The following is a 15,800-nucleotide window of genomic DNA, read 5'->3' as shown; positions in this document are numbered from 1 at the left end:
GTGTCAGCGGGCGACCTCCGCCAGGGCCTCCAGGCGGCCGGTGAGGTACCGCTCACGGCACAGGCCCCGCTGGACCTTCCCGGAGGAGGTGCGCGGGATCGTCCCCTTCTCCAGGGCCACGACCTTGTCGGGGGCGTGGCCGAGGTGTTCGCGCAGCCGTGTCATCACCTGCGCGGCCACCTCCTCGTGGTCCTCCACGCCCTTCGCGGACTCGAAGGCCACGATCATGCGCTCGGTGTCCGGCACGGCGAAGGCCGCGCACACGGGACGTACGCCCTCCACCTTGGCGGCCACGTGCTCGTAGTCCTCGGGGTACAGGTTGCGGCCGGAGACGATGATCATGTCTTTGATCCGGCCGCAGACGACGAGGCCGCCGTCCTCGGTGCGGTAGCCGAGGTCGCCGGTGTGCAGCCAGCCGTCGCGCAGGACGGCGGCGGTCGCCTCCGGGTCCTGCCAGTAACCCTGCATCAGCGACGGGCTGTTCACGCAGATCTCGCCGACCTGCCGCTCGTCCTGCGGCGTGCCGTCGGCGGCCCGGATCTCGACGCGGACTCCGGGTACCGGCGGACCGCAGACCGCCAGCGCGCGGGCGTCCGGAGCGCCTGCGGGCACGGGCCGGGCGACGCCGCCCGCCTGCAGGCCGTCGCGGGAGACGTGGTCCCAGACCAGCGGCCGGGTCGCCTCCCCCATGGCGACGGCGAGCGTCGCCTCGGCCATCCCGTACATCGGGGTCATGGCCCCGGGCCTGAGCCCGTGGGCGGCGCCGGCCTCGACGAACTGCTCCAGCGTGCCGGCGCGGATCGGTTCGGCGCCGTCCCCGCACACCTCCAGCCCCGACAGGTCCAGCTCGCGCGGGCGCAGCCGCATGCCCTGGGCGGCGAGGCCGTAGGCGAAGTTCGGGGCGACCGTGCTGGTGGCCCTGAACCGGGACAGCGCGTCCACCCAGGAGTCGGGACGGGCCAGGAAGTCCTCCGGCGGCTGCAGGACGAGTTTGATCCGGTAGGCCATGCCGGAGAGGACGGAGATCAGGCCCATGTCGTGGTAGAGCGGCAGCCAGCTCACATGGACGCTGCGGTCCCGCTCCAGCTGCAGCCGCTCGCAGCACACGGCGGCGTTGGTGAGCATCTGCCGGTGGGTGAGCGCGACGGCGCGGGGCAGCCCGGTGGTGCCCGAGGTGAACTGCAGGTACGCGAGGTCGTCGGGCCCGGTCTCGACCGGACCGCCGATCTCCTCGCGCTCCGCCGTGAGGTCGCCGCACGTGAGCACGGGGCGCCCGCCCGTGATCCGGCCGCTCACGAAGTCGCCGAAGGCATCGGCCACCACCACGCAGCGCGCGTCCACGTGGTCGAGCCGGCGGTTCACCTCGGCAACGAATTCCGGCAGGTCCGACAGCCGGTGGGGCAGCGGCAGGATGACGGGCACGGCGCCCGCCCGCCAGGCGCCGAACAGGCTGAGCAGGAAGCCGGGCGAGGTCGAGGAGACGATCGCGACGCGGTCACCCCGGTTCACGCCCGCCCTGACCAGTCCGCCGGCCACCCGGCGGGCTCCGGCGGCGAGCAGCGCGTAGGGCAGCGGGGTCTGGTCGAGATGGCGGTTCACCACCGTGATGCCGCGCGGGGTGGCGGCGGCGAGCTCCAGCACCTCGGGCACGGTCACCGCGCCGAACATGTCCTCGGGACGCGGGTGGTCCATGGTCTTCTCTTCCCCGTTCATCCGGCGCTCCGCGCCAGCGCGTGCAGTTCGTCGACGAAGCGGTCGGCCAGGGTCCGGACCGTCGCTTCCGTGTGCAGGTCGGTGCTGTAGGTCCACACCAGGCGCAGGGTGCCGTCCGAGGCCATCGCCATCAGGTCCAGGACTCGGGTGCGGTGTCCCAGGTCGCTGCGGTGGTGGCCGAAGGACTCCACGACGGGGCGGGCGTCACCGGTGAAGTACTCGCTGACGTCGCCCCAGTAGTTGAAGCCGATCTCCGGGACGGGGACCTGCGCCATCCGGGCCCGTACGGCGGGGTCGGGGTGCAGGTGGCGCAGGAGGCCGAATCCGACGCCCTGGTGGGGCGTCTCCCGGATCTGGTCGCGTACGTCGGCGAGTTCGCCGGGGCGCAGGACCAGCGGGGACAGCGTGGAGAAGCGGGCGACGGTGCGCGAGACGTCCAGCGGGCCGAAGGCGGTCTGCCGGCCGTGCCCCTCGATCTCGACGAGCAGTTCCGGCTGTCCGGTCCATGCGGTGATGGTGCGGGCCAGCGCGGTGAGCAGCACCTCGCGGATCTCGACGCCCAGCCGCCGCGGCAGTCCGCTCACCACGGCCGCCGCGGTCTCGCCGGTCACCTCGGTGAAGTGACGGACCGCGGAGCCCTGGGCGTTGGGACCGAGGCGGTGGTCGACGGGCAGCGGCGGCGGCGAGAGGTCGGCGAGCCGGCTCCAGTAGGGCAGTTCCGCCTCGACCTGCTCGCTCGCGGCGTACGCGCGGAGCTGCTCGACGGCCCGGGGCAGCGAGGCGGTCTTGGGCGGCAGCTGCGGTTCGTCGCCCCGCTCGACGGCGGAGTAGGCCGTGCGCAGGTCCTCGTGGAACACGCGGGAGGAGTAGTAGTCCATGACCAGCCAGTGGGCGCTGACCAGCAGCCGGGGCCTGCGCCGCGGGCCCAGGTCGAACTGGGTGAGCTGGACGGTCATGCCCCCGGCGAGGTCGAGGGTGCTGTTGCGCAGGGCGACGTGCCGGGCGACCTCCGCCTCCACGTCGGCGTCGGCGACGTGACCGAGATCGACCTCGGTGACCCGGGAGCCGTCCGGTGCGCCGCGGGCGGGCAGTTCGGCATACGGGCCGCGGTCGTCCGCGAGGAAGCGGGCGCGCAGTCCGTCGTGGTGGTCGAGCACGGTGGCCAGGGCACGCAGGAGCGCAGCCGGTTCCAGCCGCCGGTCCAGTTCGAAGACGGGCCACATGCCGTTCCAGTGGTCGGCGGCGGCGAAGTCCTGCTCGAAGAACCAGAGCTGGCTGGGCGACAGGCCGGCGCGGCCGGTGACCTCCGACTGGTCGGCCACGGCGAACGGCCGGTCGGTGGCGCGGGCGGCCTGTTCGGCGATGGTCGGGCGGGCGAAGAAGTCGGCGAGCGTGAGGTGGACTCCCTCCTCGGCCGCCTTGGCGACGGCCCGCACGCCGAGGAGGGAGTCCCCGCCGAGCGCGTTGAAGTGGTCGTGGCGGCCGATCCGCTCCACGGGCAGCACGGACGCCCAGGCGCGGGCCAGCGCCTCCTCGACGGGGGTCGCGGGCGGCTCGTCGCCCGGTGCGGCGGCCTCCGGCACCGGGAGCGCCCGCCGGTCGAGCTTTCCGTTGGCGCCGGTCGGGAGCCGGTCCAGGGTCATGACGGCGGCGGGGACCATGTACGCGGGCAGCTTGGCGGCGAGGTGGTCGCGCAGCTCGCCCTCGGCGAGGTCGGCCCCGGTCTCCGGCACGGCGTAGGCGATCAGCCGCTTGCCGTCCTGCGCCACGACGACCGCGGTACGGACGCCGGGGTGTCCCCCGAGCACGGCCTCGATCTCGCCGAGCTCGATGCGGTGACCGCCGATCTTGACCTGGAAGTCGTCCCGGCCGAGGAGTTCGAGGGTGCCGTCGGGCCGGTAGCGGCCGAGGTCGCCGGTGCGGTAGAGCCGTTCGCCGGTGGCCGGGTGGACGATGAACTGCGCCGCGGTGCGCTCGGGATCGCCCCAGTACCCGCGGGCCACGCCCACGCCGCCGATGTGGAGGTCACCGGTGACGTGGTCGGGCTTGTCGGTGAGGTCGGCGTCCAGGACGTGGAAGGTCTGGTTGCGCAGCGGCGTGCCGTACGGGATGCTGCGCCACTCGGGGTCGATGCCCCCGATCGGGTGCCAGATCGACCAGATCGCGGCCTCGGTCGCACCGCCCAGACTGATCAGTTCGGGCGCGCCGGAGGAGGCGGCCCGGACCCGCCCGGGCAGGCTCAGCGGGATCCAGTCGCCGCTGAGCAGCACCGTCCGCACCGAACGCGGGAAGGCCGCGCCCTGCTGCTCGCAGTGCTCCACCAGCAGTTCGAGCAGCGGCGGCACGGTGTTCCACAGCGTCACCCGGTGCTCGTCCGCGAGCTCCGCCCAGCGGCCGGGGTCGCGGGACTCGCCCGGAGCGGGCAGGACCAGCGCCCCGCCCGCGCCGAGCACGCCGAAGACGTCGTACACGGACAGGTCGAAGCTCAGCGAGGAGAGTCCGAGGACGCGGTCCTCGCGGCTCACCGCGAAGCGGGTGCTGATGTCGTCGACGGTGTTCACCGCGGCGCGGTGGCTGATCATCACGCCCTTGGGGCGGCCGGTCGAGCCCGAGGTGAAGATGACGTAGGCGAGGTCGTCCGGGCCGGTGGCGGCGGCCGGGAGCGGCCCGTCCGCCACACCCTGCCCGTCGGGCGCGTCCCGCTCGGCCTCCCGCCGCACGGTCAGGCCGGTGACGCCCCGCGGGACGTGCACGCCGGGCTGGGTGACGGCCACGCGCACCCCGCCCGCCTCCAGCAGCTGCTCGACGCGCTCGCGCGGCAGGCCCGCGTCCACGGGCAGGTAGGCCGCGCCGGCGCGCAGCACGCCCAGTACGGCGGGGACCTGCTCCCAGCCCTTGTGCATGAGGACGGCGACCAGGGTGTTCGGCGCCGCGCCCAGTGCGCGCAGCCGGTGGGCGATCCCGTCGGCGCGGCGGTCGAGTTCGCCGTAGGTGAGGGTGGCGTCGGCGCCGATCACGGCCGGCGCGTCGGGGTGCGCGGCGGCCTGCCGGCCGATCGCGGCGTGCAGGAGCTCACCGGGCTGCGGTCCCGCGGTGTCGTTGACGGACCTGCGGACGGCGAGCTGCCGCTCCGGCAGGCCCACCGGTGCCGGCTCCTCCTCTTCCGCGAGGCGCCCGACCAGGTCGACGTAGGCCGTGAACATGTCGTCGAGCACGCCCTCGGGGAAGACCTCCTCGACGGCGTCCCAGCTGATCAGCAGGTCGTCGCCGCGGGCCACGACCTGGTTGTCCAGGTAGACCTGCGGGGTCTGGGAGACGGCGTACCCGGTCTCGAGGACCACGCCTTCCAGGGAGCCGAGGCTGTCCTGTTCGCGCAGCAGGCTGGTGAAGACGACCGGCATCCGCGCCCGGGTGCCGTCCCCGCGGCGGGCGAGTTCGCGCTGCACCTCGACGCCGCTGAAGCGGGCGTGGGCGAGGTCGCGCCGCAGCTGCGCCTGGATCCGGGTCGCGGCGGTGGCCGGGCCGGGTGCGCCGGCGAGGTCGCACTCCAGCAGGATCGTGCTGGTGAAGTCGCCGATCAGCCGGTCGATGTCGGTGTGCCACCGCGGCCGGTCGGCGAGGGTCAGGTTGAGGGTGAACCGGGACGAGCGGCTCCAGGTGCGCAGTACCTGTGCGTAGGCGGCGCACAGCAGCACGGAGGGCGTCACGCCCAGGGCGTTCGCCCGGTCCCGGACCTGCCGCCACACCCGGCCGGGCAGCCGGCGTTCCCGGCGGGCGAAGGCGGGGGCCTGGGCGTGGGCGACGGCCCGTACGGGCAGTTCGGGAGCCGGTGGCAGGGTGTCGGCGCGGTCCAGCCAGTACGCGCGGGCCCGCTCGTGGCCGGGCTGCGCACGGTACGCGGCGACGCCGTCGAGGTAGTCGCGGAAGGTGGCCGCGGGCGCCGGGCCGAGGGAGTCGGCGTCGAGGATCAGACGGATCCACTCGGCCAGCAGGACCTGGATGCTGCCCGCGTCGACGAAGAGGAGGTCGACGCTGATGTGGAGGCGGAGCCGGCCGGCGTCCAGCTGGTGGGTGCGTATCTCGTACAGGGGCCAGGTGTGCGGGTCGAAGACCTGGGCGGCCATCTCCTCGCGGGTCTCGTCGAGGCGACATCGTCCGTCGGCCTCGGGGAGCCCGCTCAGGTCGCCGTGGCGGATGCGGTAGTACGGCACCTCCCGCGCCACCTGCTGGCGGCCGTCGGCCAGCAGCGTCGCCCGCAGCATGCCGTGGCGGCCGATCAGGGTGTTGAAGGACTGCTCGACGCGGGCGTGGTCGGCGGCGAACAGGTCCACCTCGACGTAGAAGTGGGCGGAGCGCCCGCCGAGGTCGAAGCCCCGGCTGCCCAGCCAGTACGCCTGCTGGACGTCGGTGAGTTCGAAGGGCTCGTGGTCGCGGCCGGGTGTCGGGACCAGCTGCGGGGCGGCGCCGCCGTCCGTACCGTGGTTGAGCAGCGCCGAGGAGAGCGTCTCCAGCGTGCAGTGGCCGAAGAAGACCTCCAGCGGGAGGTCGGTCGCGCAGGCGGTGTCGATCGCGGACTTGAAGCGTACGGCGTCCAGCGAGTCGAGGATCAAGGGCTCGTGCGGATCGACCCGGCGGTCGTATTCACCGTTGACCCCGGCCAGCAGGGCGCGGAGCCGGGTCAGGCCCTCGTCCCGGTCGGGATGGGGCGCGGCGGAGTGTTCGGACATCGTTTCCCCCGTATCGACCAGCGGGTCAGGCTGGTTCAGAGTGCTGTTGCGAACGTGTCTGCGCGTCGGCGACCCCGCGCAGGTACTTGTAGATACCACCTTGTCGGGCGATCCAGGCGGTGAGCCGCGGGGACAGGGCGCTGACCACGTCCGCGACCTTCTCCATCACGGGAGCCACGGTGATCTCCACCTTGTCCTCCCTGATGCACTTCAGGACGGCGCGCGCGACCTCGTCCGGCCCGACCCGGCCGAGCAGCGGCGGCCGGCGGCCCGCCTGCCAGCCGGCGGAGATGCCCACGTCGGAGATCAGCGTCGGGTACACCGCCGAGACCCCGACGCCGGTCCCCCTCAGCTCTTCGCGCAGGGACCAGGTGAAGCCGACGAGGCCGTGCTTGGCCGAGGAGTTGATGGTGGCGTACGGATAGGCCGTACGACCGCCCACGGACCCGATGTTGACGACGTGCCCGCGCCCGGCCGCGAGCATGTCCGGCAGCACCAGACGGGTCATCGCCTCGGCGCCGAACAGGTTCACCAGCAGGACCTGCCGGATGCTCTCGACCGAGGCCTCCTGGAAGCGGGTGATGTGCTCGATGCCGGCGTTGTTGACCAGGATGGCCGCCGGCCCCAGTTCACGGCGGACCGTCTCCACGATGCGCCGCTGCGCCCCTTCGTCGGAAACGTCGGCGGGCACCACCAGCGGCTTCGGACCGGTCCGCCCGATCTTTTCCGCGGTGGCCCGGAGCCCTTCCTCGGACCGGGCGACGAGCGCCAATCGCACACCCGCAGCGGCCAATTCCGCGGCGATGTACGGGCCCACGCCGCGCGAGGCCCCGGTGACGACACCCACAACATCGTTCAATTCGCGCACGGACGTCGTCCTTTGCCGGAGGGACAGGATTCAGCGGGCCGGCTGCGGCGCAGCGCGCCGGCCGGAGAGCACCTGGATCACCGCCGCGACGCAGCACAGCAGCGCCCCGGTCAGCGCCACGGCGGTGATGCCGACGTGGTCGAGCACCGCGCCCCCGACGACCCCGGACAGGCCGATGCCCAGGTAGAGGGCGGAGGCGTTGAGCGCCAGCAGCAGGCCGCCGGCGTCCGGGGAGAGTTCGAGCAGCCGGCGTTGGACCGGGGGGTTGAAACCCCAGCTCGACACCCCCCACGCGAACAGCAGGACCGCGGCGATCGCCGTGCTGTGCACCGCGGACAGCGCGGACAGGGCGATCACGCTGCCGGACACGGCCACCAGCAGCGGTATCCGGTAGCCGTACCGGTCGGCGGCGAGACCGCCGGCCGCGTTGCCGACGGCGCCGCCGATCCCGTAGCCGAACAGCAGCAGGCTCAGCCCGGTGCCGTGGGCCTCGACGGTCTCGGCCAGCACCGGGGCCGCGTAGGTGTAGACGGTGAACACCCCGAGGCTCGCCGCGAGGGTGATCGCGAGGACGGTGCCGACCCGGCTGTCCGAGGCGACCGCGATCCGCCGGCGCAGGGTCACCCGGGCGGGCGCCGCTACGTCGGGCACGGCCACCGCCACGGCCACCGCGGAGAGCGCACAGAATCCCGCGACGAGCCAGAACACGCCGCGGTACCCGAGCGGGCCGACGAGCAGCGTCCCGGCCGGGACGCCGACGATGGTGGCGGTCACCAGGCCGCCGAAGACCCAGGCCGCCGCGCGCGCCCGGCGCTCGGGGCCGCTCAGCTCGGCGGCGACCGCGGTGGCGGCCGGTGTGAACACCGCCGCGCCCACGGCCGTGAGGATCCGGGCGGCCGTCAGGACGGCGAAGTCCGGCGCGAGCGCGGCGAGCGCGTTGCCCGCCGCGGCCACCAGCAGAGCGGCGATGATCAGCGGGCGGCGGCGCCACCCGCCCAGGGCCACGGCGAGCAGCGGGGAGCCGATGGCGTAGGCCACCGCGAAGGACGTGGTCAGCAGCCCAGCGGTGGACAGCGGGACGGACAGCTCCTCGCTCAGCTGCGGCAGCACACCGGTGACGACGTAGCCGCTCGTCCCCACTGCGAACGCTCCGAGCGCGAGCGTAAAGATCTTGCGCAACACGAGATGAACCCCCTGCCCCCGGCCGGTCGGTGCCGAACGTGATCATGGCACGGGTCTCGAAGGCCGCGCGAACCGGAGTCCGTTCCACACTCCCACAGGGGAACTTGCAGGCCAACAGAGGTTTTGCGCCATGATCACCTCACCGGACGCGAACATGCGCGACCCGCCCGCCGCGGGAGACCCCTCACTGCGGGCGGACCACACGCCCGGCCGGTGCGGCCGGATCACTCCCCGTCGGTGGCCGGCGGATTCGCAGATGTCACGCCCAGCTGACGCGCCTTCTCGATGTCGGCGGCGGAGGGCCTGACGCGGGTGAACTCGTCGTGGCCGAGGAATGTCGACTTCCACTGGTCGGCGGGCGTCGTGCCGTAGCTCAGCAGCCACTGGGTGACGATGCGCTCCTGGCTGCCGCCGACGTACTGGCCGCTCCAGGTGGCGACGGAATGGGCATTGCGGTGGGCGTTGCGGTAGGCGACGGTCCATCCGACGGAGGTTCCGGTGCCGTCGGCGGGGGCGCTGTCGTACCGGCCCGTCATGACGTAGCGCTTCTCGGCGTTGCCGACGGCGGACTCGTAGGTCCCGACGAAACCGCCGTTCGCGGCCTTCGTCACGACCATGACCGAGCCGAGCTGGTTGTACCAGGTGCCCAGGATGCCCGGGCGGGACTCCGTCGCGGAACCGGTGTCCGCGGCGTCCGCGGACACGGTCTCCCGGGGGTCCGCGGAAGCGCTCGCGGACACGGTGACGAAGGTCAGGGACAGGGCGCACAGTGCGACCAAGGTGTGGCGTACACGCGTCACGAGATGATTTCCCCCTGTGAGGGCTCCGAAGGGCCCGTCGGTCGCCCGCGACAATGGAAACCCACGGGCGCTTTCGGGAAAAGCGTAGTGTCGTGACCGGCGGTAAGCCGGGGTCGGTCCCGCGAATTGTCGGAGTTCGTACGGAGACTCGGCGCGATGTGTTCGCCCGCCGGCCTCCGGGGAATTCCGGAAGCCGGCGGTCCGCCGATGGTCAGCGGTCGCGTACCGCGACGATGCCGTTGAAGACGCCGATGTAGGCGGTGCCGTCGGGGCCGAGCGTGATGGGCGCCCAGTTGTTGTCGTAGAGCGGTCCGGTACCGGTCAGCTGCCGCCAGCGCCGCTCACCGGTGCGGAAGTCCACGGCCGTGAGGTACCACCCGTCGATCCCCCAGGCGTTGGGCTCCTTCTCGTAGAAGTAGATCAGGCCGTTGGCGGTGGAGAGTTTCGGGACCACGGACGGCGCCCGGACGGCGCTCTGCCACACCGTGTCGCAGCCGCTGCCGTCGGCGCGGACGTCGATGCGGGCCGCCCCGCCCACGACGGATGCGCCGAGCAGGAGGCTGGTGGGGTTCTCGTAGCCGTAGTTGTTCTCGACGACGATGCTGTTCCCCCACGTGATCAGCGAATTGTCGGTGGTCGAGGCGCCGGATCCGAAGACGGGCACCTTGCAGACGAGCCTGCGGTCCGCGGGGACGTCCGCACCCCGCCGGTAGACGAGCACGTTCATCCGGTCGTCGGCGTTGTCGGTGATGGCCACGTAGCCGTCACCGAAGAGGTCGGGGGTGGTGCCCGAACCCTGGTTGACGGAACCGGGCTTGGCGGCGGTGCCACGGTCGTAGGTCTGGCGCCACTGGACCTGGGGGGTACCGTCGGGGCCGGCCCGGAAGCCGTAGAGGGCGTGGTCGGAGACGATGGAGACACCGTCCGCGGCGACCGAGAAGGAATTCTGGATCTCCTCGCCCTCCAGCCGCAGCGAACGGATCTCCGAGGTCGCCGGGTCCAGGGTGCCCACCCGGCCCTGGCGCGTCACCCACCAGATCCGGCCCTCCCAGTCGGGCATGACGGAGGTGACGGGGTCGCAGGTGCCGCTCGGCCGCAGGTTGGTCCAGGTCACGCAGTCGTGCGGGACGTGGCCGGTGAGGTCCCAGTCGTCCTCGACGGTGAACTTCCAGCTGCCGTCCGGGCCCTGGGCGTGGGCCAGGCGCAGGACGTGCTGGCGGGAGTCGGCGAGCACCGCCCGGTCCTGGTGGTCCAGGTAGAAGTAGGCCCCGCCCGACGTGTCCTTGAAGATCTTCGCGAAGTCGAGGGAGGTGATCGCCTCGACGGTCGAGGAGCGCTGCGGGAGCTGGTACTCCGCGAGCGTGGCGAGCGTGCGCGGCTCCAGGAGCTTGACCTTGAAGCCGGAGAAGGTGCCGCAGACCGTGACCAGCCGGCCGCCCGAGTCGAAGGTGGCGGTGGCGCACTCCCCGCCGAGGGCCGCGATCTTCTCGCTGGTCACCCGGAGGTCCCGGCCGAGCGGCCCCGCCCAGGGGGAGGTGGCGCTGCCCGCCGCGTCGGAGTGCATGCCGCTGCGGCCGTTGGGCGCGAGGTACGGGTGCTGCGGCGGGGCCTCGCCCGGCAGCGGGGCGGCGGCCGCGGGGGCGCCTTCGTATGCGGTGATCAGCCGGTGGCCGGGGGCCTTGGGTATCTCCTCGGCCTGGGCCGGGGAGCCGCCGTGGAGCACCGTGAAGGCGGCCACGACGGGTATGACGGCGCAGTTCAGCGCTCTTCGGAACATCCGGACTTCCTCCGTGTCGCATCAGCCTGTTGACATCGCGTCTGACGTCGCGCCGCGGCCAGACGCTAGGTCGCGCCGCCCGAGGAGTCCATGCACGCGCCGGATGATTCACGAAGGCGCAACAGTGCGTCAGGGATTGAGGCTGGAGACGACGTTCGCGGTGGCCGTGAGGCCGTCGTGGATGGTCGCGGCCATGCTGCTGCTCGCGAGGCAGAAGCCGAGCAGGACGCAGACGAGGGCGTGCGAGAACTTCAGCCCGCCGCTGCGCAGGAAGATCCAGGCGAGGATGAGGAGCAGGACGACCACGGAGAGGGAAAGCACCATCGAGACCTCCTGAGTCACCGTCATGGTGGCGCAGGGGCGGGTGCTTCCGGGCGAACGACGTGTCCGCCGTACGGGTGTTGACCGTCCGTGACGGGCGTCAGTCCTTGACGACCTCGCACCAGCGGATGGTGCGTCCGCACCAGCGCCCCAGCAGCACCGGGCGCAGGGGCCGTCGGCGAGCCGGGCCGAGCCGGCGGTCTCAGGCGTGATCAGAAGTCGAGGAATCGGAGCACATCACCGGTCGGTGACGCACAGGTCTTGTCGTCCTCCCTCCTTCCGTGCCATACATGTCTAGACCTTTACGGAAGCCGAGGAAGGCACCCCGTGCGACGCAGCGCCCCCACGCTCGCCCTCGTCCTGACCCTCACCGGCCTCGCCGGCCTCCCCGGACTCACCGCGTGCACCGCGCCCGACACCGAGCCGCCGCCCGCCCCCACCGGGCTCACCGCGCAGGCCGGCAGCGCCACCTCCGTGCACGTCATGTGGGACGCGGTGGCGGACGGGGCCGGGGTGAGGCGCTACCAGGTCTTCGAGGGCGGGCGGCAGGTACGCGAACTCCCGGCCGACAGGACCATGGTGGACGTCACCGGCCTCGCCCCGCAGACCGGCTACTCCTTCACCGTGCGGGCCGAGGACGCCGCCGGGAACCTCTCCGCGCCCGGCCCCGCCGCTTCCGTGACCACCCCGGCGACCAGGACCGAGGACCGCCGGGCACCCACCGCCCCCGCCACCACCACCGGCGGCGCGACCGGCCCGCGGTCCGCCCGGCTGACCTGGGCCCCCTCCACGGACGACACCGGCGTCACGGCGTACGACGTCTACCAGGGCGGCGTACGCATCCACACGGCCGGACCCGGCGAACACGAGACCGCGCTGACCGGCCTGCGGCCCGACACCGTCTACACCTTCACGGTCCGGGCCCGCGACGGCGCGGACAACTCCTCCCCCGACGGCCCGGCCGTGGACGTCAGCACCCCGCCCGCCTCCGGCGACGGGCCGCCCACCGCGCCCGCCGACCTGACCGCGACCGCATCACCCGGCGCCGTCACCCTCACCTGGACCGCCCCGGACACCGGCCGCGCGACCTCCGAGTACGAGCTGTACGTCAACGGACGGGCCACGACCGTCCTCCAGTTCGGCGCGGGCGCGGTGCCCGCGGGCCGGGTGGAACACCGCCTCACCGTGACCGAACCACCCGGCACCGCATGGGCCGTGAAACTGCGGGCCAGGCTCCCCGACGGCAACTGGGGCGCCTTCTCCGCGGAACGGCGGATCACCCTCGTCGCGTGAACCGGGTGGCACCGATCCCGCCCCGACGGCACGGTGGGCCGGGGAGATCACGCACAATACTCCCGTGTTCGGTGAGTACTCGGTCAATGACAGTCAGCCAGATTCGGTCGGCGGCGTGCCCCCGGCGGGCACCGGGACCCCCACGGGGAACCTGCCGCCGGAGCAGGCGAGCTTCATCGGCAGGGATGGCGAACTGCGCCTGCTCGGCGAGCTTTTGCGCCAGCGGCGGCTGATCACCCTGACCGGGGTCGGCGGCGTCGGCAAGTCCCGGCTCGCCCTGCGCGCCGTCGCCGATCCCGGCCAGGCCCGGCCCGACGGCGTCTGGTGGGTGGAGCTGTCGCCCCTGCGCGACCCCGCGCTGCTGACCGCCACCGTCGCGCACGCCGTCGGCCTCGCCGACCATTCCCCGCGCCCCCTCGACGAGGAGCTGTGCGCGTGGATGGCCGACCGCGAGCTCCTGCTCGTCCTGGACACCTGCGAGCACCTCGTCTCCGAGTGCCGTCACCTCGCGGGCGAACTCCTCCAGTCCGCACCAGGGTTGACCATCCTGATCACCTCCCGGGAGCCGCTGCGCTGCGCGATCGAGGAAGTCGTCGAGGTCCGGCCGCTGCCGTGCGAGGGACCGGACAGCGACGCCCTGGCCCTCTTCCGGGCCCGCGCCCTCACCGCGGCCCCCCGCGCCGCCGCCGTCTTCGCCGACCCGGAGCGGACCGCGGTCGCCGCCGAGGTGTGCCGGCGCCTGGACGGCATCCCCCTCGCCCTGGAACTCGCCGGCGCCCGGCTGCGTTTGTGGACCGTCGAGCAGATGGCCGAGCGGATCGGCGAGCGCTTCGAGATGCTGTCGGACGTCCGCGTGCCGAGGCCGCCGCGGCACCGGACGATGCGCACCACGATCGGCTGGAGCCACGAACTGTGCGAACCGCTGGAGCGGCTGCTGTGGGCCCGGCTCTCCGTGTTCACCGGCGACTTCGACATGGCCGCCGCGCGCGCCGTGTGCGCGGGCGGACCGCTGCCCGCGGCCCGGGTGGAACGCGTCCTGGGCGGCCTCGCCGCCAAGTCCGTGGTCCTGCGCTCGGAGGAACGGGGCGTCGGCGCCCGCTACCGGCTGCTGGACACCATCCGCGAGTACGGGCAGGACTGGCTGGGCGAGCTCGGCGAGACACAGCTGGTCACCGACCGGCACGCGCACTGGTACGCGGCGCTGGCACAGGCCGCCGACCGGGGCTGGATGGGCCCGGGCCAGGTCGACTGGTACCGCAGGATCACCGCCGAGCACGCCCAGCTGCGCACCGCCCTGGAGCACCTGCTCACCGCCGACCCGACGGCGGCGCTGGAGATGGCCGGCAGCCTGTGGTTCTACTGGTTCGCGTGCGGGCACGTGCACGAGGGCCGGGCCTTCCTGGAGCGGGCCCTGCGGCTCGCCCCGCGCACGGAGGTCGCGTACAACCAGGCCCTGTGGGCCCTCGGGCTCACGATGGTGCTCCAGGGCGACATGGACGAGGCCCGGCGCGTCGGCGAACGGTGTGCGCGGGACGCCGGCCACCTCGCGGACCCCGAACGGGAGTTGCGCGCCGCCTACCTGCACGCGGCCTCGGTCCTCATGCCGGGCGACCCGGTACGGGCCCTGGAGCTGTCCGGTCCGCGCGCGCGGGCGGCCCACGGCGGACGGCCCACCGGCCCGGGCTGGCTCCTGTGCAAACTGTCGACCAGCTACTCCCTGTGCGCCCTGGAGCGCTTCGAGGAGGCGACCGAGGAGGCCCGGTCACTGCGGGAGGCCTGCGCGGAGCTGGGCGAGCGCTGGATGCGGGCCTACGCGGACTACGTCCTGGCGGTGGCCGCGCTGGGCCTGGGCGACCACGGGGAGGCGGCACGCCACGTACGGGCCATGCTGTCCGGGAAGCGGCTGCTCGGCGACCGCCTCGGCATCGCCCTGGGCCTGGACCTGCTGGCCACCGCGGTGGCCGGACTGGGCGACGGTGAGCTGGCGGCACGCCTGCTGGGCACCGGGCACGCGTGGTGGCGGACCGTGGGCCGGCCGCAGATGGGCTCGCCCTCGCTGACGGCCCTGCGGGACCGGGGCGAGAAGCAGGCGCGGGCGGCGATCGGGGACGCGGCCTTCGAGGCGGCGTTCCGGGGCGGGGCGGCGGCGTCCACGGGCTGACGGTGTCAGCCCGCGAACGGCGCGCTGCGTAAGGTCGGGGCTCCCGTCAGTACGGGAGGGGTCTGCCCGACGGTGTGCGCAGGTCCAGCTCTCGGGGGGCGGGCTTGGGGACGGGCTTGCGGATCAGCTGCTGGCGCATGCTGCCTCCTCGCTCAGACCAGGGCCGGACGGCGGGGTTCCACCGCGCGGCTGTCGGGGAGCAGTTCACCGGTGTCGTCGAAGACCACGACGCCGTTGCAGAGCAGGCTCCAGCCCTGTTCGGGGCGGGAGACCACGATGCGGGCGGCGTCGTGGTCGGCGCTTTCGGCGGCTGGGCAGGGGGGCTGGTGGGAGCACATGGCGCACCTCCTCGCGATGTGGGGCGGGAGGGCCGGTGGTCACCCGGTCGAATCCGCGATCCACGGTGGCGGCGAGTATTACTGATCGCCACCCCCGGACGGAACCCATATTCGCCGTCCAGTTCACGGTGTGTATGCCCGATTACCATGCGCTCATGCCCGTTATCCGGATCGTTCACCGCACGTCCGCACCGCCCGCCGAGGCATGGTCGAGGCTCACCGACTGGGAGCGCCACGGCGCACAGGTCCCCCTCACGCGGACGATCATCGAGACACCTCCCCCGACGCACACGGGAACGATCTTCACGGCCCGTACGGGTGTGGGCAGGATCACATTCGACGACCGGATGGAGGTCGTCGTCTGGCGCCCGCCCGCCGAGGGCTCGCCGGCCTTGGCCCGGCTGGAGAAGCGCGGCCGGGTCGTGCTGGGCTGGGCGGAGATCGAGATCCGCCCCCTTCCCACGGGCGGCTCGGAGATCCACTGGCGCGAGGAACTGCGCCTGCGCGGCCTTCCCCGCGCCCTGGACCCCGTCGTGGCGGCGGCCGGCCGCCTCCTCTTCTCCCGCGCCATCGCCCGCCTGCTGCGCCGCTGACCGCACTGGTTAGGGTGCCGTGATCAC

General features: G+C 73.2%; 11 protein-coding genes. 3 read left to right on the top strand and 8 right to left on the bottom strand.

Annotated elements, in window-relative coordinates:
* Positions 1-3: 3 nt before the first annotated feature.
* From AC2RP6_RS32465 to AC2RP6_RS32435, 7 genes are all read right to left on the bottom strand, one after another.
* Positions 4-1,713 (bottom strand): AMP-binding protein, encoded by a 1,710-nt coding sequence (locus AC2RP6_RS32465; protein ID WP_486449399.1) that lies wholly within the window; start codon positions 1,711-1,713, stop codon positions 4-6.
* Positions 1,710-6,440, bottom strand: a complete 4,731-nt coding sequence (locus AC2RP6_RS32460; protein WP_486449398.1) for an amino acid adenylation domain-containing protein — start codon at positions 6,438-6,440, stop codon at positions 1,710-1,712. The genes AC2RP6_RS32465 and AC2RP6_RS32460 overlap by 4 nt, the downstream gene beginning before the upstream one ends.
* Positions 6,441-6,465: 25 nt before the next feature.
* Positions 6,466-7,308 carry an SDR family NAD(P)-dependent oxidoreductase gene (locus tag AC2RP6_RS32455; protein WP_486449397.1) on the bottom strand — a complete coding sequence of 281 codons (843 nt, stop codon included), beginning with the start codon at positions 7,306-7,308 and terminating at the stop codon, positions 6,466-6,468.
* Between the two features lie 30 nt (positions 7,309-7,338).
* The gene (locus tag AC2RP6_RS32450; protein WP_486449396.1) at positions 7,339-8,487 is read right to left on the bottom strand and encodes an MFS transporter; all 1,149 of its coding nucleotides are present in this window, start codon (positions 8,485-8,487) and stop codon (positions 7,339-7,341) included.
* Positions 8,488-8,714: 227 nt separating this feature from the next.
* On the bottom strand, positions 8,715-9,290 hold the full coding sequence (locus AC2RP6_RS32445; protein ID WP_486449395.1) for a streptavidin: 576 nt from the start codon (positions 9,288-9,290) through the stop codon (positions 8,715-8,717).
* Positions 9,291-9,501: 211 nt separating this feature from the next.
* Positions 9,502-11,067, bottom strand: a complete 1,566-nt coding sequence (locus tag AC2RP6_RS32440; RefSeq protein ID WP_486449394.1) for a hypothetical protein — start codon at positions 11,065-11,067, stop codon at positions 9,502-9,504.
* 129 nt (positions 11,068-11,196) lie between these two features.
* Complete coding sequence (locus AC2RP6_RS32435) at positions 11,197-11,391, bottom strand: hypothetical protein (RefSeq protein WP_030660483.1); 195 nt, start codon at positions 11,389-11,391, stop codon at positions 11,197-11,199.
* 324 nt (positions 11,392-11,715) lie between these two features.
* Between AC2RP6_RS32435 and AC2RP6_RS32430 the strand changes: the two genes are divergently transcribed.
* Positions 11,716-12,681: a fibronectin type III domain-containing protein gene (locus AC2RP6_RS32430; RefSeq protein ID WP_486449393.1), complete on the top strand. Its 966-nt coding sequence runs from the start codon at positions 11,716-11,718 to the stop codon at positions 12,679-12,681.
* 64 nt (positions 12,682-12,745) lie between these two features.
* On the top strand, positions 12,746-14,842 hold the full coding sequence (locus AC2RP6_RS32425; protein ID WP_486449392.1) for an ATP-binding protein: 2,097 nt from the start codon (positions 12,746-12,748) through the stop codon (positions 14,840-14,842).
* Between the two features lie 152 nt (positions 14,843-14,994).
* Here AC2RP6_RS32425 and AC2RP6_RS32420 read toward each other — a convergent pair whose 3' ends face one another.
* Entirely contained in the window at positions 14,995-15,180 is a 186-nt protein-coding gene (locus AC2RP6_RS32420; protein ID WP_486449391.1) for a DUF5999 family protein, read from the bottom strand.
* A gap of 155 nt (positions 15,181-15,335) precedes the next feature.
* Here AC2RP6_RS32420 and AC2RP6_RS32415 point away from each other — a divergent pair, with 155 nt between their 5' ends.
* Positions 15,336-15,773 carry an SRPBCC family protein gene (locus AC2RP6_RS32415; protein ID WP_486449390.1) on the top strand — a complete coding sequence of 146 codons (438 nt, stop codon included), beginning with the start codon at positions 15,336-15,338 and terminating at the stop codon, positions 15,771-15,773.
* Positions 15,774-15,800: the final 27 nt, after the last annotated feature.

The sequence above is a fragment of the Streptomyces sp. WAC03905 genome (genome assembly GCF_057371075.1).
This window is presented reverse-complemented; position numbering and strand designations above follow the sequence as displayed.

Excerpts from the sequence above, each read along its gene's own strand:
- AC2RP6_RS32460 (WP_486449398.1), bottom strand. The coding sequence starts at position 6,440 with ATGTCCGAACACTCCGCCGCGCCCCATCCCGACCGGGACGAGGGCCTG.
- AC2RP6_RS32465 (WP_486449399.1), bottom strand. The coding sequence starts at position 1,713 with ATGAACGGGGAAGAGAAGACCATGGACCACCCGCGTCCCGAGGACATG.
- AC2RP6_RS32435 (WP_030660483.1), bottom strand. The coding sequence starts at position 11,391 with ATGGTGCTTTCCCTCTCCGTGGTCGTCCTGCTCCTCATCCTCGCCTGG.
- AC2RP6_RS32420 (WP_486449391.1), bottom strand. The coding sequence starts at position 15,180 with ATGTGCTCCCACCAGCCCCCCTGCCCAGCCGCCGAAAGCGCCGACCAC.
- AC2RP6_RS32415 (WP_486449390.1), top strand. The coding sequence starts at position 15,336 with ATGCCCGTTATCCGGATCGTTCACCGCACGTCCGCACCGCCCGCCGAG.
- AC2RP6_RS32440 (WP_486449394.1), bottom strand. The coding sequence starts at position 11,067 with ATGTTCCGAAGAGCGCTGAACTGCGCCGTCATACCCGTCGTGGCCGCC.